Annotated in this window: 16 protein-coding genes; 5 read left to right on the top strand and 11 right to left on the bottom strand. The window is 67.1% G+C overall.

Features of this window, described 5'->3' with window-relative positions; all coding sequences use genetic code 11:
- Positions 1 to 57: 57 nt before the first annotated feature.
- The 3 genes from FBX97_RS05755 to FBX97_RS05745 all read left to right on the top strand — a co-directional run bounded on the left by FBX97_RS05755 (position 58) and on the right by FBX97_RS05745 (position 2,347).
- Positions 58 to 1,257 carry a GGDEF domain-containing protein gene (locus FBX97_RS05755; protein WP_141829420.1) on the top strand — a complete coding sequence of 400 codons (1,200 nt, stop codon included), beginning with the start codon at positions 58 to 60 and terminating at the stop codon, positions 1,255 to 1,257.
- Positions 1,258 to 1,370: 113 nt separating this feature from the next.
- Complete coding sequence (locus FBX97_RS05750) at positions 1,371 to 1,994, top strand: RNA polymerase sigma factor (protein WP_141829419.1); 624 nt, start codon at positions 1,371 to 1,373, stop codon at positions 1,992 to 1,994.
- Between the two features lie 44 nt (positions 1,995 to 2,038).
- Positions 2,039 to 2,347 carry a hypothetical protein gene (locus FBX97_RS05745; protein WP_141829417.1) on the top strand — a complete coding sequence of 103 codons (309 nt, stop codon included), beginning with the start codon at positions 2,039 to 2,041 and terminating at the stop codon, positions 2,345 to 2,347.
- Positions 2,348 to 2,392: 45 nt separating this feature from the next.
- Here the strand turns inward: FBX97_RS05745 and FBX97_RS05740 are convergent, their stop codons facing one another.
- The 6 genes from FBX97_RS05740 to FBX97_RS05715 all read right to left on the bottom strand — a co-directional run bounded on the left by FBX97_RS05740 (position 2,393) and on the right by FBX97_RS05715 (position 8,371).
- The gene (locus FBX97_RS05740; protein ID WP_141829415.1) at positions 2,393 to 4,792 is read right to left on the bottom strand and encodes a PAS domain-containing protein; all 2,400 of its coding nucleotides are present in this window, start codon (positions 4,790 to 4,792) and stop codon (positions 2,393 to 2,395) included.
- A 63-nt stretch (positions 4,793 to 4,855) separates the two neighbouring features.
- Entirely contained in the window at positions 4,856 to 5,701 is an 846-nt protein-coding gene (locus FBX97_RS05735) for a protein-glutamate O-methyltransferase CheR (RefSeq protein ID WP_141829413.1), read from the bottom strand.
- Positions 5,702 to 5,803: 102 nt separating this feature from the next.
- The gene (locus FBX97_RS05730) at positions 5,804 to 6,250 is read right to left on the bottom strand and encodes a hypothetical protein (protein ID WP_141829412.1); all 447 of its coding nucleotides are present in this window, start codon (positions 6,248 to 6,250) and stop codon (positions 5,804 to 5,806) included.
- Positions 6,251 to 6,326: 76 nt separating this feature from the next.
- The gene (locus FBX97_RS05725; RefSeq protein ID WP_185748483.1) at positions 6,327 to 6,743 is read right to left on the bottom strand and encodes a hypothetical protein; all 417 of its coding nucleotides are present in this window, start codon (positions 6,741 to 6,743) and stop codon (positions 6,327 to 6,329) included.
- Between the two features lie 62 nt (positions 6,744 to 6,805).
- Positions 6,806 to 7,576, bottom strand: a complete 771-nt coding sequence (locus tag FBX97_RS05720) for a Mut7-C RNAse domain-containing protein (RefSeq protein ID WP_141829410.1) — start codon at positions 7,574 to 7,576, stop codon at positions 6,806 to 6,808.
- Positions 7,577 to 7,606: 30 nt separating this feature from the next.
- Positions 7,607 to 8,371, bottom strand: a complete 765-nt coding sequence (locus FBX97_RS05715) for a DUF72 domain-containing protein (RefSeq protein ID WP_141829408.1) — start codon at positions 8,369 to 8,371, stop codon at positions 7,607 to 7,609.
- A 122-nt stretch (positions 8,372 to 8,493) separates the two neighbouring features.
- Between FBX97_RS05715 and trxC the strand changes: the two genes are divergently transcribed.
- Both trxC and FBX97_RS05705 read left to right on the top strand, forming a co-directional pair.
- On the top strand, positions 8,494 to 8,949 hold the full coding sequence (trxC, locus tag FBX97_RS05710) for a thioredoxin TrxC (protein WP_141829406.1): 456 nt from the start codon (positions 8,494 to 8,496) through the stop codon (positions 8,947 to 8,949).
- A 50-nt stretch (positions 8,950 to 8,999) separates the two neighbouring features.
- A complete protein-coding gene (locus tag FBX97_RS05705) occupies positions 9,000 to 9,362 on the top strand; it encodes a hypothetical protein (RefSeq protein WP_141829404.1) in 363 nt (120 codons plus the stop codon).
- 22 nt (positions 9,363 to 9,384) lie between these two features.
- Here the strand turns inward: FBX97_RS05705 and FBX97_RS05700 are convergent, their stop codons facing one another.
- The 5 genes from FBX97_RS05700 to rimO all read right to left on the bottom strand — a co-directional run bounded on the left by FBX97_RS05700 (position 9,385) and on the right by rimO (position 24,562).
- Positions 9,385 to 10,740 (bottom strand): HlyD family type I secretion periplasmic adaptor subunit, encoded by a 1,356-nt coding sequence (locus tag FBX97_RS05700; RefSeq protein ID WP_141829402.1) that lies wholly within the window; start codon positions 10,738 to 10,740, stop codon positions 9,385 to 9,387.
- Between the two features lie 17 nt (positions 10,741 to 10,757).
- Positions 10,758 to 19,379 (bottom strand): S-layer family protein, encoded by an 8,622-nt coding sequence (locus FBX97_RS05695; RefSeq protein ID WP_141829400.1) that lies wholly within the window; start codon positions 19,377 to 19,379, stop codon positions 10,758 to 10,760.
- A 44-nt stretch (positions 19,380 to 19,423) separates the two neighbouring features.
- Complete coding sequence (locus tag FBX97_RS05690; RefSeq protein ID WP_141829399.1) at positions 19,424 to 21,583, bottom strand: peptidase domain-containing ABC transporter; 2,160 nt, start codon at positions 21,581 to 21,583, stop codon at positions 19,424 to 19,426.
- Positions 21,584 to 21,735: 152 nt separating this feature from the next.
- On the bottom strand, positions 21,736 to 22,902 hold the full coding sequence (locus tag FBX97_RS05685) for a cystathionine beta-lyase (protein ID WP_141829397.1): 1,167 nt from the start codon (positions 22,900 to 22,902) through the stop codon (positions 21,736 to 21,738).
- A gap of 184 nt (positions 22,903 to 23,086) precedes the next feature.
- Entirely contained in the window at positions 23,087 to 24,562 is a 1,476-nt protein-coding gene (gene rimO, locus FBX97_RS05680) for a 30S ribosomal protein S12 methylthiotransferase RimO (protein WP_141829395.1), read from the bottom strand.
- Between the last annotated feature and the right edge of the window lie 93 nt (positions 24,563 to 24,655).

Below are 24,655 nucleotides of genomic sequence, written 5' to 3'. Positions count from 1 at the left end.
TTCTCGCCGGAAACATCTTATAATACTTTGTTCTTATATCGGGTTGTGGCAACAAGCATGGACCGCCTAGCTGAGTACTTTCGAGATACCTATTCGACGCTGCTTGCACGGGTGAGCGTGCCTGACACCGATCCGCTTTCCGAACACGCCCACGACATTGCGCGGCTGCTCAATCTCTCGCTGCTCGCCGCGCCGGTCGTCGTCGCTTTTGTCGTGGAGTTTGCCATTTTCGGCATTTGGCAGCTAGCAGTAGCGCTGGGCTGCGCAGGCACCGTAATGGTGGCGTCACCATGGATTTACAAGAAGACCGGCAGCCTGCCGATTGCACGGGAGAGTTTCCTTGCCAGCTTGTTCGCGTTCAAGTTGTTCGAATCCATATTCCTGGCGAGCATAACGTCGCCCGGCAGCATCTGGTTCATCACCCTGCCGATCGTTGCCATCCTGCTCGGCAGCGTTATCTCAGGATTGTTTTGGCTGGCAATATCGACCGCCGGCTTCTTTATCCTGCACCAGCTGCACGGCAGCACCTCCCGCATGGCAAGCTACCTTCCGGCCGACATGAACTTCCTGTACACCTTCAGCCTCATCGTCCTCGGGCTGAGCGTGACGACTTTCGTCTTCATGGTGGAGGCATCGAGAAAGCATGCCAACCTGCGTCTGCAGGAAGCGACCGAGGTCATTCGCGAACTCGCCATCCGCGACCCGCTCACCGGCATCTTCAATCGACGTCACATCTCGGCTCGCATGGAAGACGCGGAACGGCGTGCGCGAAGCGGCGCCGGCGCTTTCCATATCTGCCTGATCGACCTCGACCGCTTCAAGCAGATCAACGACACCTTCGGCCATGCAGTTGGCGACGTCGTCCTGCAAACCGTTGCGAAAGCGATCCAGGCCGAGGTGCGCGACGAAGACTGCTTCGGGCGCTACGGTGGCGAGGAATTCATCGTCCTTCTCACGGGCAGCGAAGGCCTTCACCCCGAAGCGTTCGCGGAGAGGATTCGTCGACGCGTGGCCGACCTGGCTTTTGCCGCTGGCGCCGGTCCGGACCAGGTGACCGTCTCGATCGGCATCGCAGCGTCCCGCGATGGGGAATGTTTTTCATCGACGGTCAGTCGCGCAGACGGTGCGCTGTATGCGGCCAAGGCGTCGGGTAGGAATCGCGTGGTTGCGGCCGGAGAAACGGAAGTCGCCGGCGCCGCTTCGCATTCAGGCATGGCATCCTCGACTGGACATCCGGCACCCGCTTGTCTGCATTAAATTTTGACATCCCGGCGCGGGCCGGGGCCGGCGTCATCGAATTCGATGCGCTGCGCGCCCCGGCGATGCGCACCTGAACACAATATCCGCCCGCCCCGCGCGTCTATACAGGTATGGACACGAGCCGACAACTTGACGCAGAGGGACACCCAACACGCGGCGATGCAGCGGACGATGCAGCGCGCGACGCCGCCGTCGCCGCCACCATCCGGCGCGAACAGCCGCGGCTGCGGGCGTGGCTGCGCCGCCATGTGCCCGATCCGCAGGACATCGAAGACATCCTGCAGGATGCGTTTTACGAATTCGTGCTCGCGCAGCGCCTGATCGAACCGATGCGCAATGCCGGCGCCTGGCTGTTCACCGTGATCCGCAACCGCGTCACCGACGGGTACCGCCGGCGCGGCCTGCGCGCGGGCACGGCCGCCGCCGGCACCGGCGCCGTGCCGGACGACGACGAGGCCGCATGGCTGGAAGATCTGCTGCCGGACCCGGATGGCGGACCGGAACAGGCGTATGTCCGCAAGCGCCTGGTCGCGGCCCTCGAAGACGCGCTGCTGGCCCTGCCCGACGACCAGCGCGCCGTCTTCATCGCCCACGAAATCGAAGGTGTTTCGTTCAAGGCCATGGCGCAGGCCAGCGGCGAGAGCGTCAACACCCTGCTGTCCAGGAAGCACTATGCCGTCAAGGCGCTGCGCACGCGCCTGCAGGCCGTCCACGATGGGTTGACGGGCAGCTGAAGTGCGACCGGGTATGACCATCATCTTTTATCGAGGGAGTCGACATGAAACATCGCGGTAGCAAACTGATCGTCCTGATCCTGATCTGGGGCCTGATCGCCATCGCCGGCTTCGGTGCGGCCATCTGGCAGTTGTGGAACTGGCTGATGCCGGGGCTGTTCGGCCTGCCGGTCATCGGCTTCTGGCAAGCGGTCGGGCTGATGGCGCTGAGCTGGCTGCTGTTCGGCGGCTGGCGCGGTGCCGGCGGGCTGCGCGCCAGCCGTCATCGCGGCGAACGCGCCGAAGGCCGCCACCTGCTGACCGACGAGGAGCGCGCCCATCTGCGGGCATCGATGGCACGCGACTGTCCGTGACCGCCGGGCCGGCGCCCGTCGGTCGTCGCGTGACGGGCGCCGTTCTCAAGCTCGACGGAACACCACCACAGCCCCCGCCGGATTCCCGCCCAGCACCATCGGCGACACCTGGCACGATATGCGCAGCGGCGTGCCATCCTCGCACCGGAAAGCCTCGCCCTCGACGTGCATCGACACGCCTTCCTGCATCGCCTTCAGCACGCGGCCGTCGCCCAGCAGCGCCTGCGCGCAGCGGCCGACCAGCTCGTCGGCCCGGCAGCCCAGCATGGCGGCCGCGGCATCGTTGATGAACATGCAGCGGTGGTCCGGTGCGATGCCGATCACGCCCTCGTCCATCGATTGCAGCAGCAGCGACAGGCGCTCGCTGGTATCGCGCAGCGCGGCCTTGGCCCCGGCCCGTTCGATGGTGGCCCAGAGGCGCTCGGCGGTGTCCTCGATCAGGCCGACCTCGGTCGGGGTCCAGGCGCGCGGCTGGCGCTGGTTGGTGCAGAAGGTAGCCACCAGACGCCCGTGCTTGATCAGCGGCACCACGATGGCGGCGCGGATGCCCTTGGCGCGGTAGGCCGGCCGCTGCGGGTCGGGCAGGACAGCATCGGTATCGACGTCGGCCACCACCCAGGTACGGCCGTCGGCCAGCCAGGGCATGTTCCAGGCGGCGCATGGAAAGCGCCCCGCGTGGCTGCTCTCTCCCGGGGCGTACCAGTCATGCTCGACCACGAATTCCTGGCGTTCCTCGTCGACGTGGACGTAGTAGGCGCGGTCGCTGCCGAGCCGCTCGCCGAGCACCCGCGCCGCCGTGTACACGATGTCCTCGGGCTCGTCGAGCGGACGCAGGGCGTCGGACAGGGTCAGCAGGAAGGCATGGCGCGCTTCGCTCGAACGCAGCGCCCGCTCGCTTTCCTGCAGGCGGGCCTGAACCATTTCGTCGCGCAGGCGCAGCAGTTCCGCCTGCGCGCGCTTCCAGTCGCCGATGTCCTTGCTCGTGGTCGCCACGCCATCGCCAAGCTTGACCACCGACTGCAGGAACCAGCTGTCGAACTGTTCATGCGCGTAGTGGCGTTCGGCCTGCAGCGGCTCGCCGGTTTCGGTCACCTGGCAGAAGGCCGCGAAGATACCTTCTTCGATGACGCCGGGATTGCGTTCCAGCAGGCTCTCGCCACGCACTTCGCCGTAGCGCGACTCCGAGGTGTGGTTGTTCAAGGTCCAGTGGAAATCCACGATCCTGCCATCGGCATCGCGCACCGCCTCGAATACCTGGATCATGTCGATCGAGGCATCCATCGTTGCGCGCAGCAGGTCGCGGCTGCGTTCGAGTTCGGCGGTGCGTTCGCGCACCAGTTGTTCGAGCTCGGCGCGGTGGCGTTCTTCGCTGCGGCGCAGCGCCTGCTCGGCGGCCCGGCGGCCGGTGATGTCGAAACAGGTCATGACGGCGCCATTGATACGGTCGTCGGTGGTGCGGTAGGGATGGATGCGCACGATGTAACAGCGGCCTTCCTTGCCGTCGACCTCGCGCTCGACCGGCTGCGCCGATTCCAGCACGCCGGCGATGTCGGCCACCAGGCGCGGATACTCGAGCCGGCTCGCCAGGTGGGCCAGCGGACGCCCGACGTCGCCCGGGATGACGTTGAAGATTTCGCCGATGCGCGGCGTGTAGCGCAGGATGCGCATCTCGCGGTCGAGGAAGATGGTGGCGATGTCGGTCGAGGCGATCAGGTTGCTCAGGTCGTCGTGTGCCTTGGCGGTGTCTTCCACCTTGCTGCGCAGCTGGGCATTCACCGTGACCTGCTCTTCGTTGAGCGATTGCAGTTCTTCATGCCGACGCTGCTGGTCTTCGAGGCTGGACTGCAGCTCGGCGACCGTGCTGCGCAGCCATTCGTTGGCCAGGCGCTCATCGTGGACCGCGGCGTCGGCATGGTCCATGGTTTCCTGCAGCTTGCGGCGGGCGAAGCGCAGTTCGTCTTCCAGCTGCAGCATGGCGGCGTGCCCGCCGTCCGGCTGAGGCTCGTGGGCGCCGTCGGGCGCCGCCGGCGCCTCGGTCTCGAAGAATTGGAGCAGCAACAGCCCCGGGGTGCCGCCGGCGTCGGCGGCGTCCAGCGCCCGCACGGCGATGGCGAGCGCACGCGCCGCGCTGCCGCCCCCTCCGCCGCCGCCGATGCGGGCCGGCGCGGTGACGGCCGGATGGCTGCCCTGGCGCGCCTGGAACAGGGCCGCGCGCAGCGCCAGGCGCAGCTCGGGCGTCACCAGCGCGACCACATCGCGGGTCGGCTCGCCGCCCGCGTGGCGCAGGTAGCGGCCCGCGTCGCCGTCGATGTGCAGGATATCGTTGCCGGCGTCGACCAGTATGCTGGGCGGGGCCGCCCTGGATGCGGCGCGGCGGTGCAGCTCGGCCCAGGCGCCGGCCCGGACGCGCGGCGCGTCGGCCGCCGCCGCGGGCTTCGGGGCCACGGGCGGGGGCGCTTCCGGCACCGCGGCCGGAAGCGCCCCCGCGCTGCGCGCGACCGCCCTGGCCTAGTACAGCCGGTGGCGCGCGTCGACCGGTGCGAACAGGTCGGGGGCGGCATCGGCCGTCTCGGCGCTGCCGAGGAACAGGTAGCCACTCGGCTTCAGCGCGAAATGGAACATCGCCAGCACCTGCCGGTGGGCGTCGCGGTCGAGGTAGATCAGCAGGTTGCGGCAGCTGATCAGGTCGAGCCGCGAAAACGGCGGATCGCGCAGCAGGTCGTGCTCGGCGAACAGCACGGCCTCGCGCAGCGCCGGCTGGATCCTGATCTGGGCGCCGTCGCGCACCACGTAGCGCTGCAGCAGCGCCGGCGGGATGTCGTCGGCCAGCGCCGCCGGGTAGGCGCCTGCCCTTGCGGCGACGATCGCGCGGCGGTCGACGTCGGTCGCGAACAGCTGCAAGGCCGGCGGCGCGGCCATGGCGGCGGCGCGTTCGTGCAGCAGCATGGCCAGCGAATAGGCTTCCTCGCCGGTGGAGCAGGCAACGGTCCAGGCGCGCACCTCGTCGGCCGGGCCTTTGCCATGGAACAGCTGCGGCAGCAGCACATGCTCGAATGCCGCGAACTCGTCGCGGTCGCGGAAGAAACTGGTGACGCCGATCAGCAGGTCCTGCAGCAGGTGCCCGGCTTCGTCGCGGTCCTCGTCCAGCAGGATGCAGTAGGCATGCAGGTCGCGCATGCCGCGCACCCGCATGCGGCGTTCGATGCGGCGCAGGATCGTGCCCTGCTTGTACTTGCTGAAGTCGTGGCCGGTGCGCTCGCGCAGCAGCGCCTGCACCTGCTGCAGGAGCGCGTCATCGGCGGAATCGGGTCGGGAGGCGGGCGAAGGGGGCGCGGCAGGGTCGTGCGAGGGCATGCGTCAGGCGTGGCGGAAGCGGAAACGCGAGTGTAGCCCAGCCTTGTAACGACAGCCACTCATTCCCGGCGCCTTGTCGCGCCGGGTAGACAGCCGGGGTCGTCAGCGGTGGCCGCGGCCGCCGCCGCCCCGACCGCCGCCGTAGCCTCCGCCAAAACCGCCCCGGTAGCCGCCGCGCGGCCCGCCCCAGCCCGGTCCGCCGCGGCCTGGTCCGCGATAGCCGGGCTGGCCGTGCCAGCCCGGTCCGCCGTGCCAGCCGGGACCGCGGTAGCCGCCGTGGCGGCTGCCATGGTAGTACCCGAAGTTGAGCGCCACCGGCGGTCCGGCCCAGGCCGGGCGGCCGTAGGCGTAGGGATAGCCGTAGCGGTACGGATAATAATAGGGACCGTAGGGCGCGACCACCGCGGGGCCGTAGGGCGCGACCACCGGCGCGGCGTCGTAGGCGTACGGCGGCGCATACACCGCGCAGCCGGACAGGGCGGCGGCTGCCGCGAGCGCCGCCAGCGGCAGCATCAGGCGTGTCGCCACGCCATCGTATCGAGTCGCCATCGGGTCCTCCCGTGTGCTGGTCCTGCCTGCATTCTAGGCCGATTCCCGGCCGGACGCCGTCTTGCAGTCGGCGCCGTCAATGTCCTTCGAGGCCGAACAGGTCGTGGGCGTCGAGGATCGCATAGGTGATCTCGGGATGCCGGTCGAGGACCTTGCGCACCGCCGCCGGCACCGACTGGCGTACCTTCTTGCACAGGCCGGGGCGGTCTTCGAGCACGATCAGGATGCCGCGCAGCGTGCGCACCTCGTTCGGACCCGGCACGATCCTGAGTTCGACGCCGAGGTTGGCACGGACGCGGGCCTGCAGCGTCCTGAGTTCCTCGTAGGTCGTGACGCGGTCGATGCGCTCGAGCAGGCGGTCCTCTTCCATCCGCGTCAGGCGCAGCGGACGCAGGTCGGCGCCGGGTTCGGCGAGCAGGATCTCGCGGCCGCAGACGCAGGCGCCGGGCGGGCATTCGGTGCGGAGAATCGGTATCTGTGCTTGTTGCAACATGGAATCACGCTGTCAAGAACGGTTCGCATCGCGCCGGGCGCCGGCCGAGCATCGAGTGTACATCAGTTGTCTTCCTCCGGCGCGGGCAGTTGATCGTCATCCATGGCCGCGTCCAGCGTGGCGGCCATGCGCTTCCAGTGCGAGCCTTTCCAGAACACCCGGCCACAGCAGTCGCAGGTGGTGAAGACTTCCTGCGACACGCGTACCGCCGGCGGCAGCCGGTCCAGCACCTCGGCCTTGGCGACGCTGCGCAAGGGTGCGTTGCAATGGAGGCACAGCGTGAACGGCCGCGCACGCTCTGCCAGGCGATACCGTTCGAATACTTCGTGCAATTGCTCTTGTGCATGCAGGGCACGCACATAGCAGCCGAACTCGACACCGCGGCGCTTCAGCAGTTCGCGGTCGCGCGTCAGCACGATGCGGCCTGCATCCAGCGCCAGTTCTTCGATCTCGCCGTCATCCATCGTATTGCGGTAGATGGTGTCGAACCCTGCCATTCTCAACAGGCGCGCGAGGCCGCCGAGATGGGCATCGGCGACGAAGCGCAGGCGTCCGGGCGGCTGCTGCGGCAGGCGCGCCAGCGGCGCCACGTCGAGCTGCGCGAAGCGCGGGTACACGGCGACGCGGTCACCCTCTTCCAGGATGCGCTCCAGTCCGCTCGACGCGCCATTCACCAGGATCAGCTCGACCTCGGTATGCGGCACGCCCAGCGCTTCGATCATGTGCTTGGTGGTGGCGTCGCGCGCGCACGGCACCGTGGCATCCACGCCGCGCCGCTCGCGTGCCAGGAAATCGTTCAGGCCGTCGTAGAAGCGGAAGGTGGCGTGGACCATGGCTGCGCCTCGGACGGAAGCCGGAGCGGGTCAGGCGGCCGCGCCGCCGGCCGCAACGCCGCGCAGCACGTCGAGCGCATTCGGCACTGCAGCGAACGCGGCCGTATTGTCGAAGATGCACCAGACATCGCCGCCGCCGGCGCGCCGTTTCTCGATCTGGCGCTCGACCCGCGCCAGGAACTCGGGCGGATAGCTCGAGTAATAGATCTTCGGCGTGCCGTGCAGGCGGATGTAGGTTGCCAGCGTGGTCGGCACGTGCGGACCGGGCTGGCCGGCCGGCGGATCGGCAATCACGCGCGTGACCGCGTGCTGTTCCAGCAGCGTGGTCGCGGCGTCGCCGAACCAGGTCGGGTGGCGCGCTTCCAGCGCCAGCATGCAGCCGAAGCGCATGCGCAGGCGCGGCAGGAAGTCGGCGGCGGAGGCCTCGTCGAACACGCCGCGCGGCGGCAGCTGCACCAGCACGCAGCCGAGCTTGTAGCCGAGCGCCCCGGTTTCCTGGGCAAAGCGGTCCAGCAGCTCGTCGGCGTCGCGCAGGCGCGCCTCGTGGGTAATCGATTTGGGCAGCTTGACCGAGAAGCGGAACGCGTCCGGCACGCTGTCGGCCCAGCGCGCATAGGTCTCCGGCTTGTGCGGGCGGTAGAACGAGGAATTGATCTCGACGGCGGGAAACACCCGGGCGTAGCGTTCGAGGTGGCTGCCCTCTTCCGGAAAGGCGGCCGCCGCGTCCTTGTGGATGCTCCAGCCCGCGCAACCGATCAGGCGCGCGCCGCTGGGGGTGGGTTGCAAATCGCTCATCTGCTCTTATCTTGAGGGCAAGCGCCCGGAAGCCGATTCTATGACGAAAGGTCCAGTTGACGGCGCACGCCGGCCACCCGCAAGGCTTAGAATAAATGCATCATGACTATGGAGGATAAAACATGGCCGATCCACTTCACATCGTTTGTCCGCATTGCGACGTCGTCAACCGCGTCGCCGGCGAACGCCTGGCCGACCAGCCGGTCTGCGGCAAGTGCAGCAAGGCACTGTTCACCGGCGCGCCGCTCGACGTCAGCAGCGCGCGTTTCGAGAAACACGTGGGCCGCAACGACATTCCGGTGCTGGTCGATTTCTGGGCCGCCTGGTGCGGGCCGTGCAAGATGATGGCGCCGGCCTACCAGCAGGCCGCCGGCCGGCTGGAACCGCAGGTGCGCCTGCTGAAGGTCGACACCGAGGCCTCGCAGGACCTGGCCGCGCGCTTCGGCATCCGCAGCATCCCGACGCTGGCGCTGTTCCAGGGAGGCAAGGAGATTGCGCGCCAGGCCGGTGCGATGGATGCGGGCAATATCACGGCTTGGGTAGCGGCGCAGATGCGGTCGCGGACGCGCGCCGCCTGATGCGCGGATGGGTTATCATTCAGGCAACTTGATATTTACAGGAGAGCACCATGTCGCAGGAACTCGTCTATGAACGCGGAGTCGAGGATGCCAAGCAGTTCGCACGCATCCTGTACGTCGCGCACGCCCTCACCTTCTTCTTCTCGGCGGGGATGCTGTCGATCCTGGTGCTGCTCGTCAACTACGTGAAGCGCCCGGACACCGCCGGGACCATGGTCTACAGCCACCATACCTGGATGATCCGCTCGTTCTGGTGGTATGCGATCTGGTTCGCGATCGCCACCGTGATCTTCTTCACCTTTATCGGCATTCCGATCGCGTGGGCGATCTGGGGGCTTGCCTGGATCTGGATGGCTTACCGCATCATCCGCGGCTTCCTCGACCTGAACAACAACCGGCCGATGCCGGTGTGACCAGGGCGCGCTGGAGCCGCGCTCAGCGTTCGCGGCCGGATTCGTGCCAGGCCTTCTGGACCGGCGACAGCAGGTACTCGAGCACGGTCCGCGTCCCGAGCAGGATCTCGGCGTTCGCCTGCATGCCGGCGGCCAGCGCGAAGCGCTCGCCGTCGGCTTCGAGCTGCGCAGCCCTCAGCGCGACCAGCGCCTTGTAGGTCGCTCCCGACGTCGCGCCCGCCTTTTCGGCCGGCGCGCCATTCGTGCTGTCCACCGCGTCCGCCCCGATGTGCTCCACCGTGCCTTCGACCATGCCGTATTTCTGGAACGGGAAGGCGGCAAATTTCAGCCGCACCTTCTGGCCTTTTTTCACGAAGCCGATATCCTCGTTCGACAGCCAGACCTCGGCGCGCAGGGTTTCGTGGCGCGGCACGAGGGTCAGCAGTACGGTCCCCGGCTGCACCACGGTGCCGATCGAATGGGTGGCGAGGTCCTTCACGACGCTGTCCTGGGTGGCTTTCAGTTCCAGCAATTCCTTGCGATGGGTCTGCTTGGCCAGTTCCTGCGACAGCTTGTCGAACGCGCTCTGGGCTTCGTCGCGCTCGGTATGCAGCTGGCGGCGGTAGTCGGAATCGATCTGGACCAGCTTCATTTCCGATTGCTGCACGCCGGCCCGGGCCGATTCGATCATGTGCGCCTGCGTGGCGAGTTCTTCCTCCTTCTCGATCCGTTCGCGCTTCTTGTCGCTGACCATGACGCCGCCGGCGTAACCGGCCTTGCCAAGCCGTTCGAACGCCTGTTCCTGTTCGCGGTAGTGCGGCAGGACCTCGCTGAACTTGCGCTCGATCTGGAGGGCTGCGGCCATGTCCTGCTTGGCTTTCGCCAGGCGGCTCTTCTCTTCCGAGAGTGCCGCCTGGAAGGCCGCGCGGTTGGCCCGGTACTGCGCCTGCACCGCGGCGGCCAGGTGCGGCGGATCGTTCGGCTGCGCCTGGAAGGGCACGTCGGCCAGCTCGGCGTCCACGCGGCGCAAGGTCAGGCGCTTGCGATCCAGGTCGGCCTGGATCGCGGTGGCGTCGGCATCGGTGATCAATGTATCCATCCGCATCAGCACCTGGCCGGCGCGCACCGGGTCGCCTTCGCGCACCAGGATGTCCTTGACGATGCCCGATTCGGACGGCTGCACGATCTTCACGTAAGTCTGCGGGACCAGCTTGCCCTCGGCGACCGCGACGATGTCGAGCCGCCCCAGCACCGCCCAGACGACCAGCCCGGCCAGCAGCAGCAACAGCGTCCAGAGCACCTTGCCGCCGAGCGGGTTGGGCGCCGACGCCTGCAATCGCAGCAGCGGCGGCGAGAAATCGAGCACGTTCGCCGGCGCTTGGGATGTGGATTTTTTCATTGCCCTTGCTTACTTGTTTACTTGATTTTCTTGACGCCCTGGCCCAGGCCCTCGAAACCCTTGAGGTCGGTGCCGGAGCATGCGTTCAGCGACAGCGGGCTGGTGCCGATGGCCGAGGTCGAGCCCAGGTAACCGGCCGTCGCCTTGCTGACCACCGTCACGTCGATACCGCCGTGATCGGCGAGCGCGGCCAGGGTCTTCTGGTCCGCGACCGCGGCCGACACCGCGAAGTCGACCGCGAGCCAGTTGCCGAAGGTCTGCGACGCCGACACGGTGTTGCCCATGCTGCCCGATGGCCCGCCCAGGCTGCTCAGCTGGCTCGGGGTCAGGTAGGCGGGGATCGCCAGCTTGATGCCGGCTTCGCCGCGCGGCGTGTCGATCTCCACGGCCAGGCTCAGCACGGCGTTCGCACCGTTGCTACCCGGCTTCGGCAGCGGCGCATTGCAGCCACCTTTCGAACCCGGGTTGCCGGGGCTGGTGCCGGGACCGTCGTTATGGTCCTGGTCGTGTCCCGGCGGCGGCGCGTCCCAGCCATTGCCGAGGCCCTCGTTGCCGTGGCTGACCGACAGCGTGAACACGTCCGATACCGACAGGCTGCCGGCGGTGCTGCCGGTGGCCGCGACCTTGTCGGTTGCCGTGACCTTGACGTCGATCGAGCCGATGGACTTCGGCGTGGTGCCGGAGAACACACCGGTGTCCGCATTGAACTTCAGCCACGACGGCAGCTTCGATCCGTCGGCCAGGGTGGCGGTGTAGGTCAGCGTGTCGCCCTTGTCGACGTCGACGAAGGTCCTGGCCGGCATCGCGAAGGCGAACGCCTTGTTGAAGGTCAGGTTGCGGTCGGCCAATGGCAGCGCCACGACCGGTGCGTCGTTGCTGCCGTGGACGGTGACGTCGAGCGTCGAGCTCACCTTGGCGCTGCCGTCGGTCACGACGTACGCGAAGTGGTCGACGGCCGACTCGGCGCGGCCCAGCGCCCGGACGTTGGCGGCGCCGTCGTTCAGGTTGTAGACATAGCTGCCGTCCTGCTGCAGCACCAGCGAGCCGTATTGGCCGGCGAGGGTGCCGCTCGATGCGACGCTCAAGACGCTGCCGTGATCGACATCATGGTCGTTCGCCAGGACGTTCCCGGTGGCCGATGGCGCCAGCTTGTGCGTGACCTGGGCGCTGTCGAAGCTCACCACCGGCGCGTCGTTGGCGCCGCTGACGGTGATGTCCAGGCGCGATGCCGTGGCGTCGATGCCGTCGGTGGCGGCGTAGGCGAAGCTGTCCACCACCGACTGCCCTGCGGCCAGCGCCTGCACGTTGGCGCCGCCGTTGTTCAGGCTGTAGGTGTAGCTGCCGTCCTGCGCCAGGGTCAGGCTGCCGTAGGTGCCGGCGTAGGTGCCCGGCGCCGCCACGGTCAGCGACGCGCTGTCGATGTCGCGGTCGTTGGCAAGCACGTTGCCGCCGGCGGCGAGCGCGCCGTCTTCGCTCACCTGGGCGCTGTCGAGCGCCACGACCGGCGCGTCGTTGGTGCCGGTGACCGTGACCGCCAGCGTGGACGCGACGCCCAGCAGGCCGTCGGTCGCGACGTACGCGAAGCTGTCGGTCACGACCTGGCCCTGGGCCAGTGCCTGGACGTTGGCGGCGTTCCTATCCAGCGTATACGTGTAGCTGCCGTCCTGCGCGATGGCGAGCGCGCCGTAGACGCCCGCATAGGTGCCGGGGGCGGCCACCTGCAGCACGGTGCCTTTGTCGACGTCGCTGTCGTTGGCGAGCACGTTGCCGCTGGCGACGATCGCGCTGTCCTCGGTCACGGCCGCGGTATCGGCGGCGACAATCGCGGCGTCATTCCTGCCGACGATCTGGACCTCGACGGTCGCGCTCGAGGTCTCGCCCAGCGCGTCGGCGATGGTGTAGGTGAAACTGTCGTTGAGCACCTCGCCTTCGGCCAGCTCCTGGTAGGCGGCGCCGATGTCGTAGCCGACGGTATCGCCGTTCAGCGACACGATGGCACCGACGGCCGACGACCCGACCGAGATGACACGGACCACGTCGCCGTCATCCGGGTCGATATCGTTGGCCAGCAACTGGGTGACCGGCGCCGCGAACAGGCCGCCGTCCTCGTGCACGACGACGCTATCGGCGACGGCGGTCGGCGCGGTGTTGTAGAGCGCGCGGATGCCTGCCTTGTCGAGCGCCGTGCCGTCGTCGAACACGATGCGCGAGACGCCTTCGGCCTGGCTGAGCCAGTCGGTCAGCACGATACGGTTGCCGGCCTCCGCCGCGGTCAGCACCAGGTCGTTCCCTTCCCGTTCGGCCAGCAGGTCGGCCAGGGTCAGGCCACCGCCCACGTACAGCGTGTCGCTGCCCTGGGCGTCGACGACGCGGTCGTTGCCGTCGCCGGCGCGGAACACGTAAGTGTCGTTGCCCGCGCCGCCGAGCAGCAGGTCGTCGCCGGCGCCGCCGGCCAGCGTATCGTTGCCGTCCATGCCCGCCAGCGTATCGTTGCCATCCATGCCGGCCAGCACGTTGTCGCCGCCCGTGCCGGTGACGACGTTATCCTGCGCGTTGCCGGTGCCGTCGAGGTTGCCGGTGCCGGTCAGGACCAGCGCTTCCACGTGCGCGGACAGCGTGTAACTGACGCCAGCATGCACGGTATCGGTGCCGCCGTCGGCCGTTTCGACGATCGTGTCGGCGCTGTTGTCCACCATATAGATGTCGTTGCCGGCGCCGCCCTGCAGCGCGTCGCCGCCGGTGCCGCCGTCGAGGGTGTCGTCGCCTGCGCCGCCGATCAGGGTGTCGTTGCCCGCGCCGCCGTACAGCAGGTCGGCGCCCAGGCCGCCATCGAGCGTGTTGGCGCCGCTGTTGCCGGTGATGGTGTTGTCGCCGGCGTTGCCGACACCCATACTATCCGCGCTACCGATCAGGACCAGGCTCTCGACGTTGGCGCCCAGCGCGTAGCTGGCGCTGGCCAGCACGGTGTCGCTGCCTTCGCCGGCCGCTTCCACGACCACGTCGCTGGCGTTGTCGACGATGTAGGTGTCGTCGCCTGCGCCGCCGGTCATCGTATCGGCGCCGGCGCCGCCGTCGAGCACGTTGGCGCCGGCGGTGCCGACGATCGCGTTGGCCAGCGCGTTACCGGTGCCGTTCAGGTCGGCGGTGCCGGTCAGCGTCAGGTTCTCGACGTTCTCGCTCAGCGTGTAGTCGATGTTTGAGAGCACCGTGTCGGTGCCGGCGCCGGCCGCTTCGATCACGGCATCGGCGGCGTCCACGATATAGGTGTCGTCGCCCGCCCCGCCTTGCAGGCTGTCGGCGCCGGCGCCACCGATCAGGGTGTCGTTGCCCGCACCGCCGACCAGGGTGTCGTTGCCGTCCATGCCGTTCAGCACGTTGTCGCCGTCGTTGCCGGTGACGACGTTGTCGAACGCGTTGCCGGTGCCGTCGAGCCTGGCGTTGCCGGTCAGGGTCAGGTTTTCCAGATTTGAACCCAGCGTGTAGCTGATGCCCGACTGTACGGTGTCGATGCCTTCGGCGGCGTTCTCGAACACGGTATCGTCCGCGCTGTCGACCACGTAGGTATCGTTGCCGGTGCCGCCGCTCAGCGTGTCGCTGCCGCTGCCGCCGTCGAGGGTGTCGTTGCCGGCGCCGCCGATCAGCACATCGCTGCCGGCCATGCCGGAGAGGACGTTGTTGCCGGCGTTGCCGGTGATCGTGTTGTCCTGGGCGCTGCCGGTGCCGCTGAGATTGGCGGTGCCGGCCAGGACCAGGCTTTCGACGTTGTCGCTCAGCGTGTAGTCGGCGCTGGCGTAGGCGATGTCGTGGCCGCCATCGGCCGCTTCGACGATGCGGTCGGCGGTGGCGTCGACAATATACGTGTCGTCGCCGGCGCCGCCAGTCATCGTATCGGCACCGGCGCCGCCGTCGAGCACGTTGGCGCCGGCGGTGCCGACGATCGCGTTGGCCAGCGCGTTACCGGTGCCGTTCAGGTCGGCGCTGCCGGCCAGCGTCAGGTTCTCGACGTTCTCGCTCAGCGTGTAGTCGATGTTTGAGAGCACCGTGTCGGTGCCGGCGCCGGCCGCTTCGATCACGGTATCGGCGGCGTCCACGATATAGGTGTCGTCGCCCGCCCCGCCCTGCAGGCTGTCCGCGCCGGCACCGCCGATCAGGGTGTCGTTGCCCGCACCGCCGAGCAGCGTGTCGTCGCCGTCCATGCCGTTCAGCAGATTGTTGCCGTCGTTGCCGATGATGACGTTGTCCAGCGCGTTGCCGCTGCCGTCGAGCCTGGCGTTGCCGGTCAGGATCAGGTTTTCCAGATGCGAACCCAGCGTGTAGCTGATGCCCGACTGCACGGTGTCGGTGCCTTCGGCGGCGTTTTCGAGCACAGTGTCGGCCGCGCTGTCGACCACGTAGGTATCGTTGCCGGTGCCGCCGCGCATCGTGTCGCTACCGCTGCCGCCGTCGAGGGTGTCGTTGCCGGCGCCGCCGATCAGCAGATCGCTGCCTGCCATGCCGTAAAGGACGTTGTCGCCGGGGTTGCCGGTGATCGTGTTGTCGAGGGCGTTGCCGGTGCCGCTGAGGTTGGCGGTGCCGGTCAGGACCAGGTCTTCGACGTTGTCGCTCAGCGTGTAGTTGGCGCTGGCGTAGGCAATGTCGTAGCCGCCATTCGCCGCTTCGACGATGACGTCGGCGGTGGCATCGACGATATACGTGTCGTCGCCGGCGCCGCCGCTCATCCTGTCGATACCGGCGCCGCCGTCGATCAGGTTGGCGCCGGCGTTGCCGACGATCGCATTGGCCAGCGCGTTGCCGGTGCCGTTCAGGTTGTCGGTGCCGGTCAGCGTCAGGTTCTCGACGTTCTCGCCCAGCGTGTAGTCGATGCTGGACTGCACCGTGTCGTCGCCGGCGCCGGCCGCTTCGACCACGAGGTCCCCGGCGTCGTCGACCACGTAGGTGTCGTTGCCGCTGCCGCCCTGCATGTTGTCGGCGCCGGTACCGCCGTCCAGCTTGTCGTCGCCGGCATTGCCGAGCAGCGTGTCGTTGCCGCCCATGCCGCTCAGCACGTTGCTGCCGCCGTTGCCGGTGATGACGTTGTCCAGCGCGTTGCCGCTGCCATCGAGGTTGGCCGAGCCGGTCAGGATCAGGTTCTCGACGTTGTCGGTGAGGGTATTGCTGACGCTCGACTGCACGGTGTCGCTGCCTTCGCCGGCGTGCTCGGCCACCAGGTCGCCGGCGTTGTCGACGATGTAGGTGTCGTCGCCGCTGCCGCCGGCCATGCTGTCGGCGCCCACGCCGCCGTCGAGCCTGTCGTTGCCGGCATCGCCTTGCAGGCGGTCGTCGCCGTCGCCGCCGTTCAGCAGGTCGTTGCCGTCGCCGCCGATCAGGGTATCGGCGCCGGCGTTGCCGTAGATCGTGTCGTTGCCGGCCTTGCCGTCCAGGACGTTGGCACCGCTGTTGCCGTTGATGATGTTGTCGAGCGCATTGCCGCTGCCGTCGATGTCGGCGCCGCCGGTCAGGGTCAGGTTGTCGGTGTTGTCGGTCAGCGTGTAGGTAATGCTCGACTGCACCAGGTCGGTGCCGGCGTCGGCGGCTTCCACCACCAGGTCGCCGTCGTTGTCGACCACGTACAGGTCGTTGCCGGTCCCGCCGGCCATCCGGTCCGCGCCCACGCCGCCATCCAGCGTGTCGTTGCCGAGGTCGCCAAACAACTGGTCGTCGCCGGCTTCGCCGTTCAGCACGTCGTCGCCGTCGCCGCCGCTGACGACGTCGTTGCCCGCGCCGGCGAACACCGTGTCGTTGCCCGCTTCGGCGCTGATCGTGTTGGCGCCGCCGTTGCCGGTGATGATGTTGTTGAGCGCATTGCCGCTGCCGGACAGGTTGTCGGCACCGGTCAGGGTCAGGTTCTCGACGTTGGCCGTCAGCGTGTAGTCGATGCTGGACTGGACGTTGTCGGTACCGTCACCCGCGCTCTCGGTCACGATGTCGCCGGCATGGTCGACCACATAGGTATCGTCGCCGCTGCCGCCCTGCATGTCGTCGGCGCCCGTGCCGCCGTCGAGGATGTCGTTGCCGGCATTGCCGATCAGCGTGTCGTTGCCGTCGAGGCCACTCAACACGTTGCTGCCGCGGTTGCCGGTGATGACGTTGTCCAGTCCGTTGCCGGTGCCGCTGGTATCCGCGCGGCCGGTCAGCGTCAGGTTCTCGACGTTGGCGGCCAGCGTGTAGCTGACCGCGGACTGGACCGTGTCGATGCCTTCGTCCTGGCTCTCGATCACGACGTCGGCGACGTTATCGACCACGTAGAGGTCGTCGCCGCTGCCGCCCGCCATAGTATCGGCGCCGGCACCGCCGGTGAGGACGTCGTTGCCGGCGTCGCCGCGCAGGAAGTCGTCGCCGGCATCGCCGTTCAGCACGTCGTTGCCCGCGCCGCCGATCAGGGTGTCGGCGCCGGCCTCGCCGTTGATGGTGTCGTTGCCGTCCATACCGTTCAGCACGTTGCTGCCGGTATTGCCGTTGATGATATTGTCGAGTTCGTTGCCGGTGCCGTCGGTGTCCGCGCTGCCGGTCAGGGTCAGGTTCTCGACGTTGTCGGTCAGCGTGTAGGTGATGCTCGACTGCACGAGATCGACGCCCTCGCCGGCTGCTTCGATCACGCTATCGCCGCTGTCGTCGACCACGTAGGTATCGTTGCCGGCGCCGCCTTCCATCCGGTCGCCGCCGAGGCCGCCGTTCAGCGTGTCGTCGCCGGCGTCGCCCAGCAGATGGTCGTCGCCCGCCTCGCCGTACAGGACGTCGTTGCCGTCGCCGCCGCCGGCGATGTCGTTGCCGGTGCCGGCATACAGCACGTCGTTGCCGGCGTCGCCCAGCAGACGGTCGTCGCCGGCCTCGCCGTAGAGGACATCGTTGCCGTCGCCGCCGCTGACGGTGTCGTTGCCGCCACCGGCATACACCGTGTCGCTGCCGGCGCCGGCCGACACGAGGTTGTCGCCGCCATTGCCGGTGATGAGGTTGTTCAGGGCATTGCCGGTGCCCGCCAGGTTGTCGGTGCCGGTCAGGGTCAGGTTCTCGACATTCGCGCCGAGCGTGTAATCGATGCTGGACTGGACCGTGTCGAGGCCGGCATTTTCCGCTTCGGTGACGATGTCGCCGCTCTCATTGACGACGTAGGTGTCCTCGCCGCTGCCGCCCTGCATGTTGTCGGCGCCGAGGCCGCCATCCAGCACGTCGCTGCCGGACTTGCCGACCAGCGTGTCGTTGCCTTCCATGCCGCGCAGCACGTTGCTGCCATCGTTGCCGGTGATGACGTTATCGAGTTCGTTGCCGGTGCCGCTGATGTTGCCGCCGCCGGTCAGGACCAGGTTCTCGACGTTCGCGCTCAGGGTGGTGTTGACGCTGGACTGGACGGTGTCGACGCCCTCGCCCGCCAACTCGGTCACGACGTCGCCGCCATGGTCGACGATATAGATGTCGTCGCCGGTGCCGCCCGCCATGCTGTCGGCGCCCGTGCCGCCATCCAGCAGGTCGTTGCCGGCATCGCCGAACAGGCTGTCGTCCCCGCCATCGCCGTTGAGGGTGTCGTTGCCGTCCAGGCCGTGCAGCGTATTGGCGCCGCCGTTGCCGCTGACGACGTTGTCGAGTACGTTGCCGGTGCCGTCGATGTTCGCCGTACCCGTCAGCGCCAGGTTCTCGACGTTGTCGGTGAGCGTGTAGCCGATGCTCGACTGTACCGTATCGATGCCGTCGTCGGCGTTCTCGATGACGAGGTCGCCGCTGTTGTCGACGACGTAGGTGTCGTCGCCGGTGCCGCCGTCCATCCGGTCGGCGCCGGCGCCGCCGTTCAGCTTGTCGTTGCCGGCCCCGCCGGACAATTGGTCGTCGCCGCCATCGCCGTTCAGGATATCGTTGCCGTCGCCACCGCCGACGACGTCGTTGCCGGCCCCGGCCGACACGGTGTCGGCGCCGGCGCCGGCGTCGATCGTATTGTTGCCGCTGTTGCCGGCGATGGTGTTGTCCAGGGCATTGCCATTGCCGTTCAGGTCGGCCGTGCCGGTCAGCGTCAGGTTCTCGAGGTTGTCGCCGAGCGTGTAGTCGATGCTCGACTGCACCGTGTCGCTGCCTGCGGAGGCGTCCTCCACCACCACGTCGCCGGCATTGTCGACGACATAGGTGTCGTTGCCGGTGCCGCCCTGCAGCTTGTCGGCCCCCAGGCCGCCGTCGAGCACGTCGTTGCCGCCGTTACCGGCCAGCGTATCGTTGCCGTCCATGCCATACAGCGCGTTGCTGCCGTTATTGCCGGTGATGGTGTTGTCGAATGCATTGCCGGTGCCGCTGATGTTGCCGCCGCCGGTCAGGGTCAGGTTCTCGACATCCGGGGCCAGCGTGTAGCTGACGCCGGACAGGACCTTGTCCGTGCCTTCGCCGGCGTTTTCGATGACCACGTCGCCCGCGTTGTCCACCACGTAGGTATCGTCGCCGGCAGCGCCGGCCAGGGTGTCGGCACCGCCGGCGCCGTCGAGCACGTTGGCGCCGGCATTGCCGGTGATGACGTTGTTCAGCGCATTGCCGGTGCCGTCGATATCGGCAGCACCGGTCAGGGTCAGGTTGTCGACGTTGGCCGGCAGCGTGGTGGTGTCGGACGAGGTGGTGGTCGTGGTCATGTTTTTTCCTGTCTTTGTTATCTGATCTCAGGCGTGCGGCAATGCTAGGCCCGTGGAGTGGCTGCCTGCTGGTCCACCACTTTCATCTTGGCGGCGGGCAGGTTACGGTCGAAACTGAAGACTTCGTCAACCTGAAGTCCGCGGGGGATCTGGTGCGTAATGAAAAGCATCGTGACTTTGCCTTTCAGCGAATTGACCGTCTTGGCAAACTGCTCCGCGGTCTGCTGGTCGAGGTTGGACACGGCTTCGTCGAACACCAGGATGCGCGGCTTTTTCAGCAGCGCGCGGGCGATCGCGAGGCGTTGCCGCTGGCCGCCGGACAGGCCGGTGCCGCGTTCGCCGATTTCGGTCTGGTAGCCGTTCGGCAGCTTCTCGATCATCTCGTGGATCTCGGCCGCCTTGCAGGCCTCGATCACGTCGTCGAAGCTGGCGTGCGGATGGGCCATGACGAGGTTGTCGTAGATGGTGCCGGAAAACAGCACGGTTTCCTGGGGCACGACGCCGAAGGTCTGGCGCAATTCATTGGCCGCCAAGAAGCGGATATCGCGGCCGTCGAGCTGGATCTGGCCATCGCCGGGCTGGTAAAAGCCGAGCAGGAGCTTGGCCAGCGTGCTCTTGCCGCAACCGGACGGCCCCATCAGGACGCTCAGGCGCCCCGGCTTGAAGCTCAGGTTCAGGTTGCGGTACAGCCAGGGATGCTGCTCGGAATAGCGGAACGCGACGTTGACGAAGTCGACCGCGCCCTGCCCCTTGCCCTCCCGGCTGGGCGTGAGGACGTAGGGTTCCATCGGCAGGTCCATCATGTCGCCCAGGCGCTTGACCGCGATGTTCGCCTGCTGGAATTCCTGCCACAGGCCGGCCAGGCGCAACATCGGCTGGCTCATGCGCCCGGCGAACATCTGGAAGGCGACCAGCATGCCGACCGTGAAACCGTCGTTCTGCATCACCAGCAGCGCGCCGACCAGCAGGATGGCCAGCGTCATCACCTGCTCGACGCTGTTGGTGGCGACGTTGTAGGTATTGCCCACCTGCTTGGTCCGGAATCCGGCTTCCAGATACTGTGCCAGCAGGTCGCCGTACTTGCGGTCGATGTCCGGCTCCATCTGCAGCGACTTGACCGTGCCCATGCCCGCCAGGTACTCGGTCAGGAAGGCCTGGTTGCGGGCGCCGAGCATGAACTGCTGGTTCAGGCGCGCCCGGAACAGCGGGGTCACCAGCACGCTCATCGCCACGATCACGCCCAGCAGCGCAATGGCAATCAGCGACAACTGCCAGCTGTAGCTGAACATGACGGCGAGGAAGATCACCAGGAAGGGCAGATCGAGCAGCAGGCTGATCGCTGCGCCCGAGATGAATTCGCGGATCGTTTCGACGCCGTGGAGCCGGGCGACCAGCGTGCCTGTAGGACGCTGCTCGAAATACGGCAGCGGCAGGCGCAGCATATGGCGAAACACCTGGCTGCCCAGGACGGCGTCGATCCGGTTGCCGGTGTGCAGCACCAGGTACTGGCGCAGCCAGGTCATGGCCGACGTGAAGACCATGAACATCAGCAGGCCGATACCGAGCACGATCAGCGTGCTTTTGGTCTGGTGCACCACCACCTTGTCGATGATGACCTGGGTGAACAGCGGCGTGGCGAGGCCAACCAGCTGGATCGCGAGCGAGGCGAGCAGGATGTCGCGCCAGATCTTCTTATGCTTCAGCAACTCGAACACGAACCAGCGGAAGCCGAACTTCTTCTTTTCCGTCGCGAAGCCGGCAATCTCCTCTTCCCCGGCCTTGCCGTCGCCGACGCTGGCTTCCTTGGTTGCCAGCAGGATCTCGGGTTCGAAGCGGAGCACGGCCTCGTCGGTGCCGATCGACTCGGCGAGCTGTGACCCGGCGCGGAAATAGCTGAGGACCTTGCCGTCCGTCTTGAGAATCAGGATGGCGCTCGGAAATGCGGACGCGTCGGCATTTCCTTGCACGGGACGCAGGAAGGCGATCGCCGGCAGCGGCAAGGCTTGCCAGTCCAGGCCGGCGACGGCGCAGCTGCCGGTCTTCAGTCCCAGCGAGCGCGCCGCTTCGTGGAAGGTGCCGACGGTATACGGCGGCGGGAACTGCTGGGCAAGCAGGGCAGCGTCGAACGGGATCCGATAGAGGCCGCACAGGCTGCCCAGGGCCCATATGACTTCTTCGCGCCGTACTTTGTCTGTCAAAGACATGTTTCGTTTCTCGAGTGATGACGGCCGGGAAGCCGGCACGTCGGAATACTATTTCCCTCGAGAAATTATAACATCAGAAGTTTCTGTACGGCAATTGTGAATTGAAAAAGTCACCTCGAGGGTGACTTTGTACTTATTGTTGCAGCCAGGCGTCAGCGGAGCGTGCCAAAGGCCTGCTCGATATCCGCGATCAGGTCGTCTGTATCTTCCAGGCCGATATTGAAGCGCACCAGGATGCCCGCGTCCGGCCAGTTGCGGCGCATGCCCTGGATACGGTAAGGCACCGCCAGGCTGTGCGTGCCGCCCCAGCTGTAGCCGATGCCAAACAGCTTCAGGGAATCGACGAAGCGGTCGGTCTGCGCTTCCGTGTAGCGTGGATCGAACAGCACCGAAAACAGGCCGCCGGCGCCGCTGAAGTCGCGGCGCCAGTTGGCGTGGCCGGGGCAATCCTCGAAGGCCGGGTGCAATACCTTGGTGATCTCCGGACGCTGCTTCAACCAGGCTGCGACCTTGCGCGCGGCCGCATCGTGGGCGTCGAAACGCAGCTTCATGGTTTCCAGGCCGCGCAGCACCAGGTAGGCATCGTCGGCGCCGACGCCCATGCCGAGGCGCATATGGGACTGGGCAATGCGGTCGTTGAGCGCGCGCTCGCGCGTGATCACGGCGCCCATCAGCACGTCCGAACCGCCCGATTGGTACTTGGTCAGCGCCTGCATCACGATGTCGGCGCCGACGTCGAAGCCGCGCAGGGCCAGGCCGGCGGCCCAGGTGTTGTCGAGCGCCACCAGCACGCCGCGTGCATGGGCGGCAGCGCAGATCGCCGGCATGTCCGGCACTTCCATCGACACCGAGCCCGGCGCCTCCGTCCAGATCAATTTTGTATTCGGCTGGATCAGGTCGGCGATGCCGGCGCCGACCAGCGGGTCGTAGAAGCGCGTGGTGATGCCGAAGTCGCTCGCCAGCCAGCGCCCCAGTTCGCGGTTCGGGTTGTAGACGTTTTCCGGCAGCAGCACGTCGTCGCCGGATTTCAGCAGCGCCAGGTTGATCATCGCGATGGCGGCGAGGCCGGACGGCGCCAGCAGGCAGTGATTGCCGCCCTCGATCTCGGCCAGGCGCGCTTCCAGCGTGAAGGTGGTCGGGGTGCCGTGAAGGCCGTAGGTGTAGGCGTTCTTGTCCTTCCAGTCGCCGGAGCGCATGCTGGCCACGTCCTTGAACAGGACCGTGGAGGCGTGGTGGATGGCGGTCGGAAAGGCGTCGAAGCCGGCGGGGGCGCGGTAGTCGCTGCGGATCAGTTGGGTCTGGATGGATTTCTTGGTCACGGCGTGGCTCCCTGTGTCGATTAACGCTGGCGTAAAACCTTACTGCGGGCGTAAAAACGTCGTTCCCGCGGAGGCGGGAACCCAAGTTGCACGCGTGGCCGAAAGCATATGCTATCGACACGCACCGAACTTGGATTCCCGCCTACGCGGGAACGACGCAGTAACTAATATCGAATTTTAACGCTTACGCCACGGTCGCCCACAGATCGTGCGCGTCGGCCCTGGTGATCACCACGTCGATGAACTCGCCCACGACCGGCTTGGCCTTGCCCGGCGCCAGTGCGCGCTTGATATGCACCACGCCGTCGATTTCCGGGGCATCCGCCGCCGAACGGCCGATCGCCTCGCGCGCGCCGACTTCGTCGACCAGCACGCGCATCGTCTTGCCGACCTTGGCCTGCATGCGCTTCAGCGAGATCTCTTCCTGCAGCAGCATCACGCGCGCGCGGCGTTCTTCGCGCACCGCTTCCGGCACCGGATTCGCCAGTTCGTTGGCGGTGGCGCCTTCGACCGGCGAGTAGGCGAAGCAGCCGAGGCGGTCGATCTGGGCTTCGCGCAGGAAGTCCAACAGGTACTCGAACTCTTCCTCGGTCTCGCCCGGAAAACCGGCGATGAAGGTCGAGCGGATCACCAGGTCCGGGTTCATCTTGCGCCATTGCAGGATGCGGTCCAGGTTCTTTTCGCCGCTGGCCGGGCGCTTCATGCGCTTCAGGACGTCCGGGTGGGCGTGCTGCAGCGGGATGTCGAGGTAAGGCACGACGTTCTCGCCCATCAGCGGGATCACCTGGTCGACGTGCGGGTACGGATACACGTAGTGCATGCGCACCCAGGCGCCGTACTGTTTCGCCATCTTGCCGAGTTCTTCGGTCAGCTGGGTCAGGTGGGTCTTGACCGGGCGGCCCTGCCAGAAGCCGGTGCGGAACTTGACGTCGACGCCGTAGGCGCTGGTGTCCTGCGAAATGACGAGCAGTTCCTTGACGCCCGACTTGAACAGGTTGTCGGCTTCCTGCAGCACCTCGTGGATCGGGCGCGACACCAGGTCGCCACGCATCGACGGGATGATGCAGAAGCTGCAGCGGTGGTTGCAGCCTTCCGAGATCTTCAGGTAGGCGTAGTGCTTGGGCGTCAGCTTGACACCGTGGTCCGGCACCAGGTCGACGAAGGGATCGTGCGGCTTGGGCAGGTGGATATGCACCGACTCCATCACCTCGGCCACCGCGTGCGGACCGGTCACGGCCAGCACCTTCGGGTGCACCTTGGTGATGATGTCGTCGCCGGCGGCATCCTTCTTGGCGCCGAGGCAGCCGGTGACGATCACTTTGCCGTTCTCGGCCAGCGCTTCGCCGATCGCATCCAGCGATTCCTGCACGGCGGCGTCGATGAAGCCGCAGGTATTCACGATGACCAGGTCCGCGCCGGCATAGGACTTGGCGGTCTCGTAGCCTTCGGCGCGCAGCTGGGTCAGGATCTGCTCGGAATCGACCAGCGCCTTGGGGCAGCCGAGCGACACGAAACCGACCTTGGGCGCGGCGGCGCCGGGCGTGACGACGGCCGGCGGGATCGTGACCTCGGCTGAGGCCGTTGCCGGCTTGTCAAGGACGGCGACGTCGGCGTCGGCAGGGGTGGAAACGGGAAGCGGATTGCGGCGGAGTTCGGGCATGGAGTGCGAAGAAAAATTCTGGGCAATCCGCGATTTTACAGCAAGTGGACAGCGAAGGAGAACCGAGGGGCTAAAATGCCACTCCCGTCGCCC

The organism is Herbaspirillum sp. SJZ107 (assembly GCF_006715485.1).
Taxonomy (GTDB): domain Bacteria; phylum Pseudomonadota; class Gammaproteobacteria; order Burkholderiales; family Burkholderiaceae_D; genus Telluria.
This window is presented reverse-complemented; position numbering and strand designations above follow the sequence as displayed.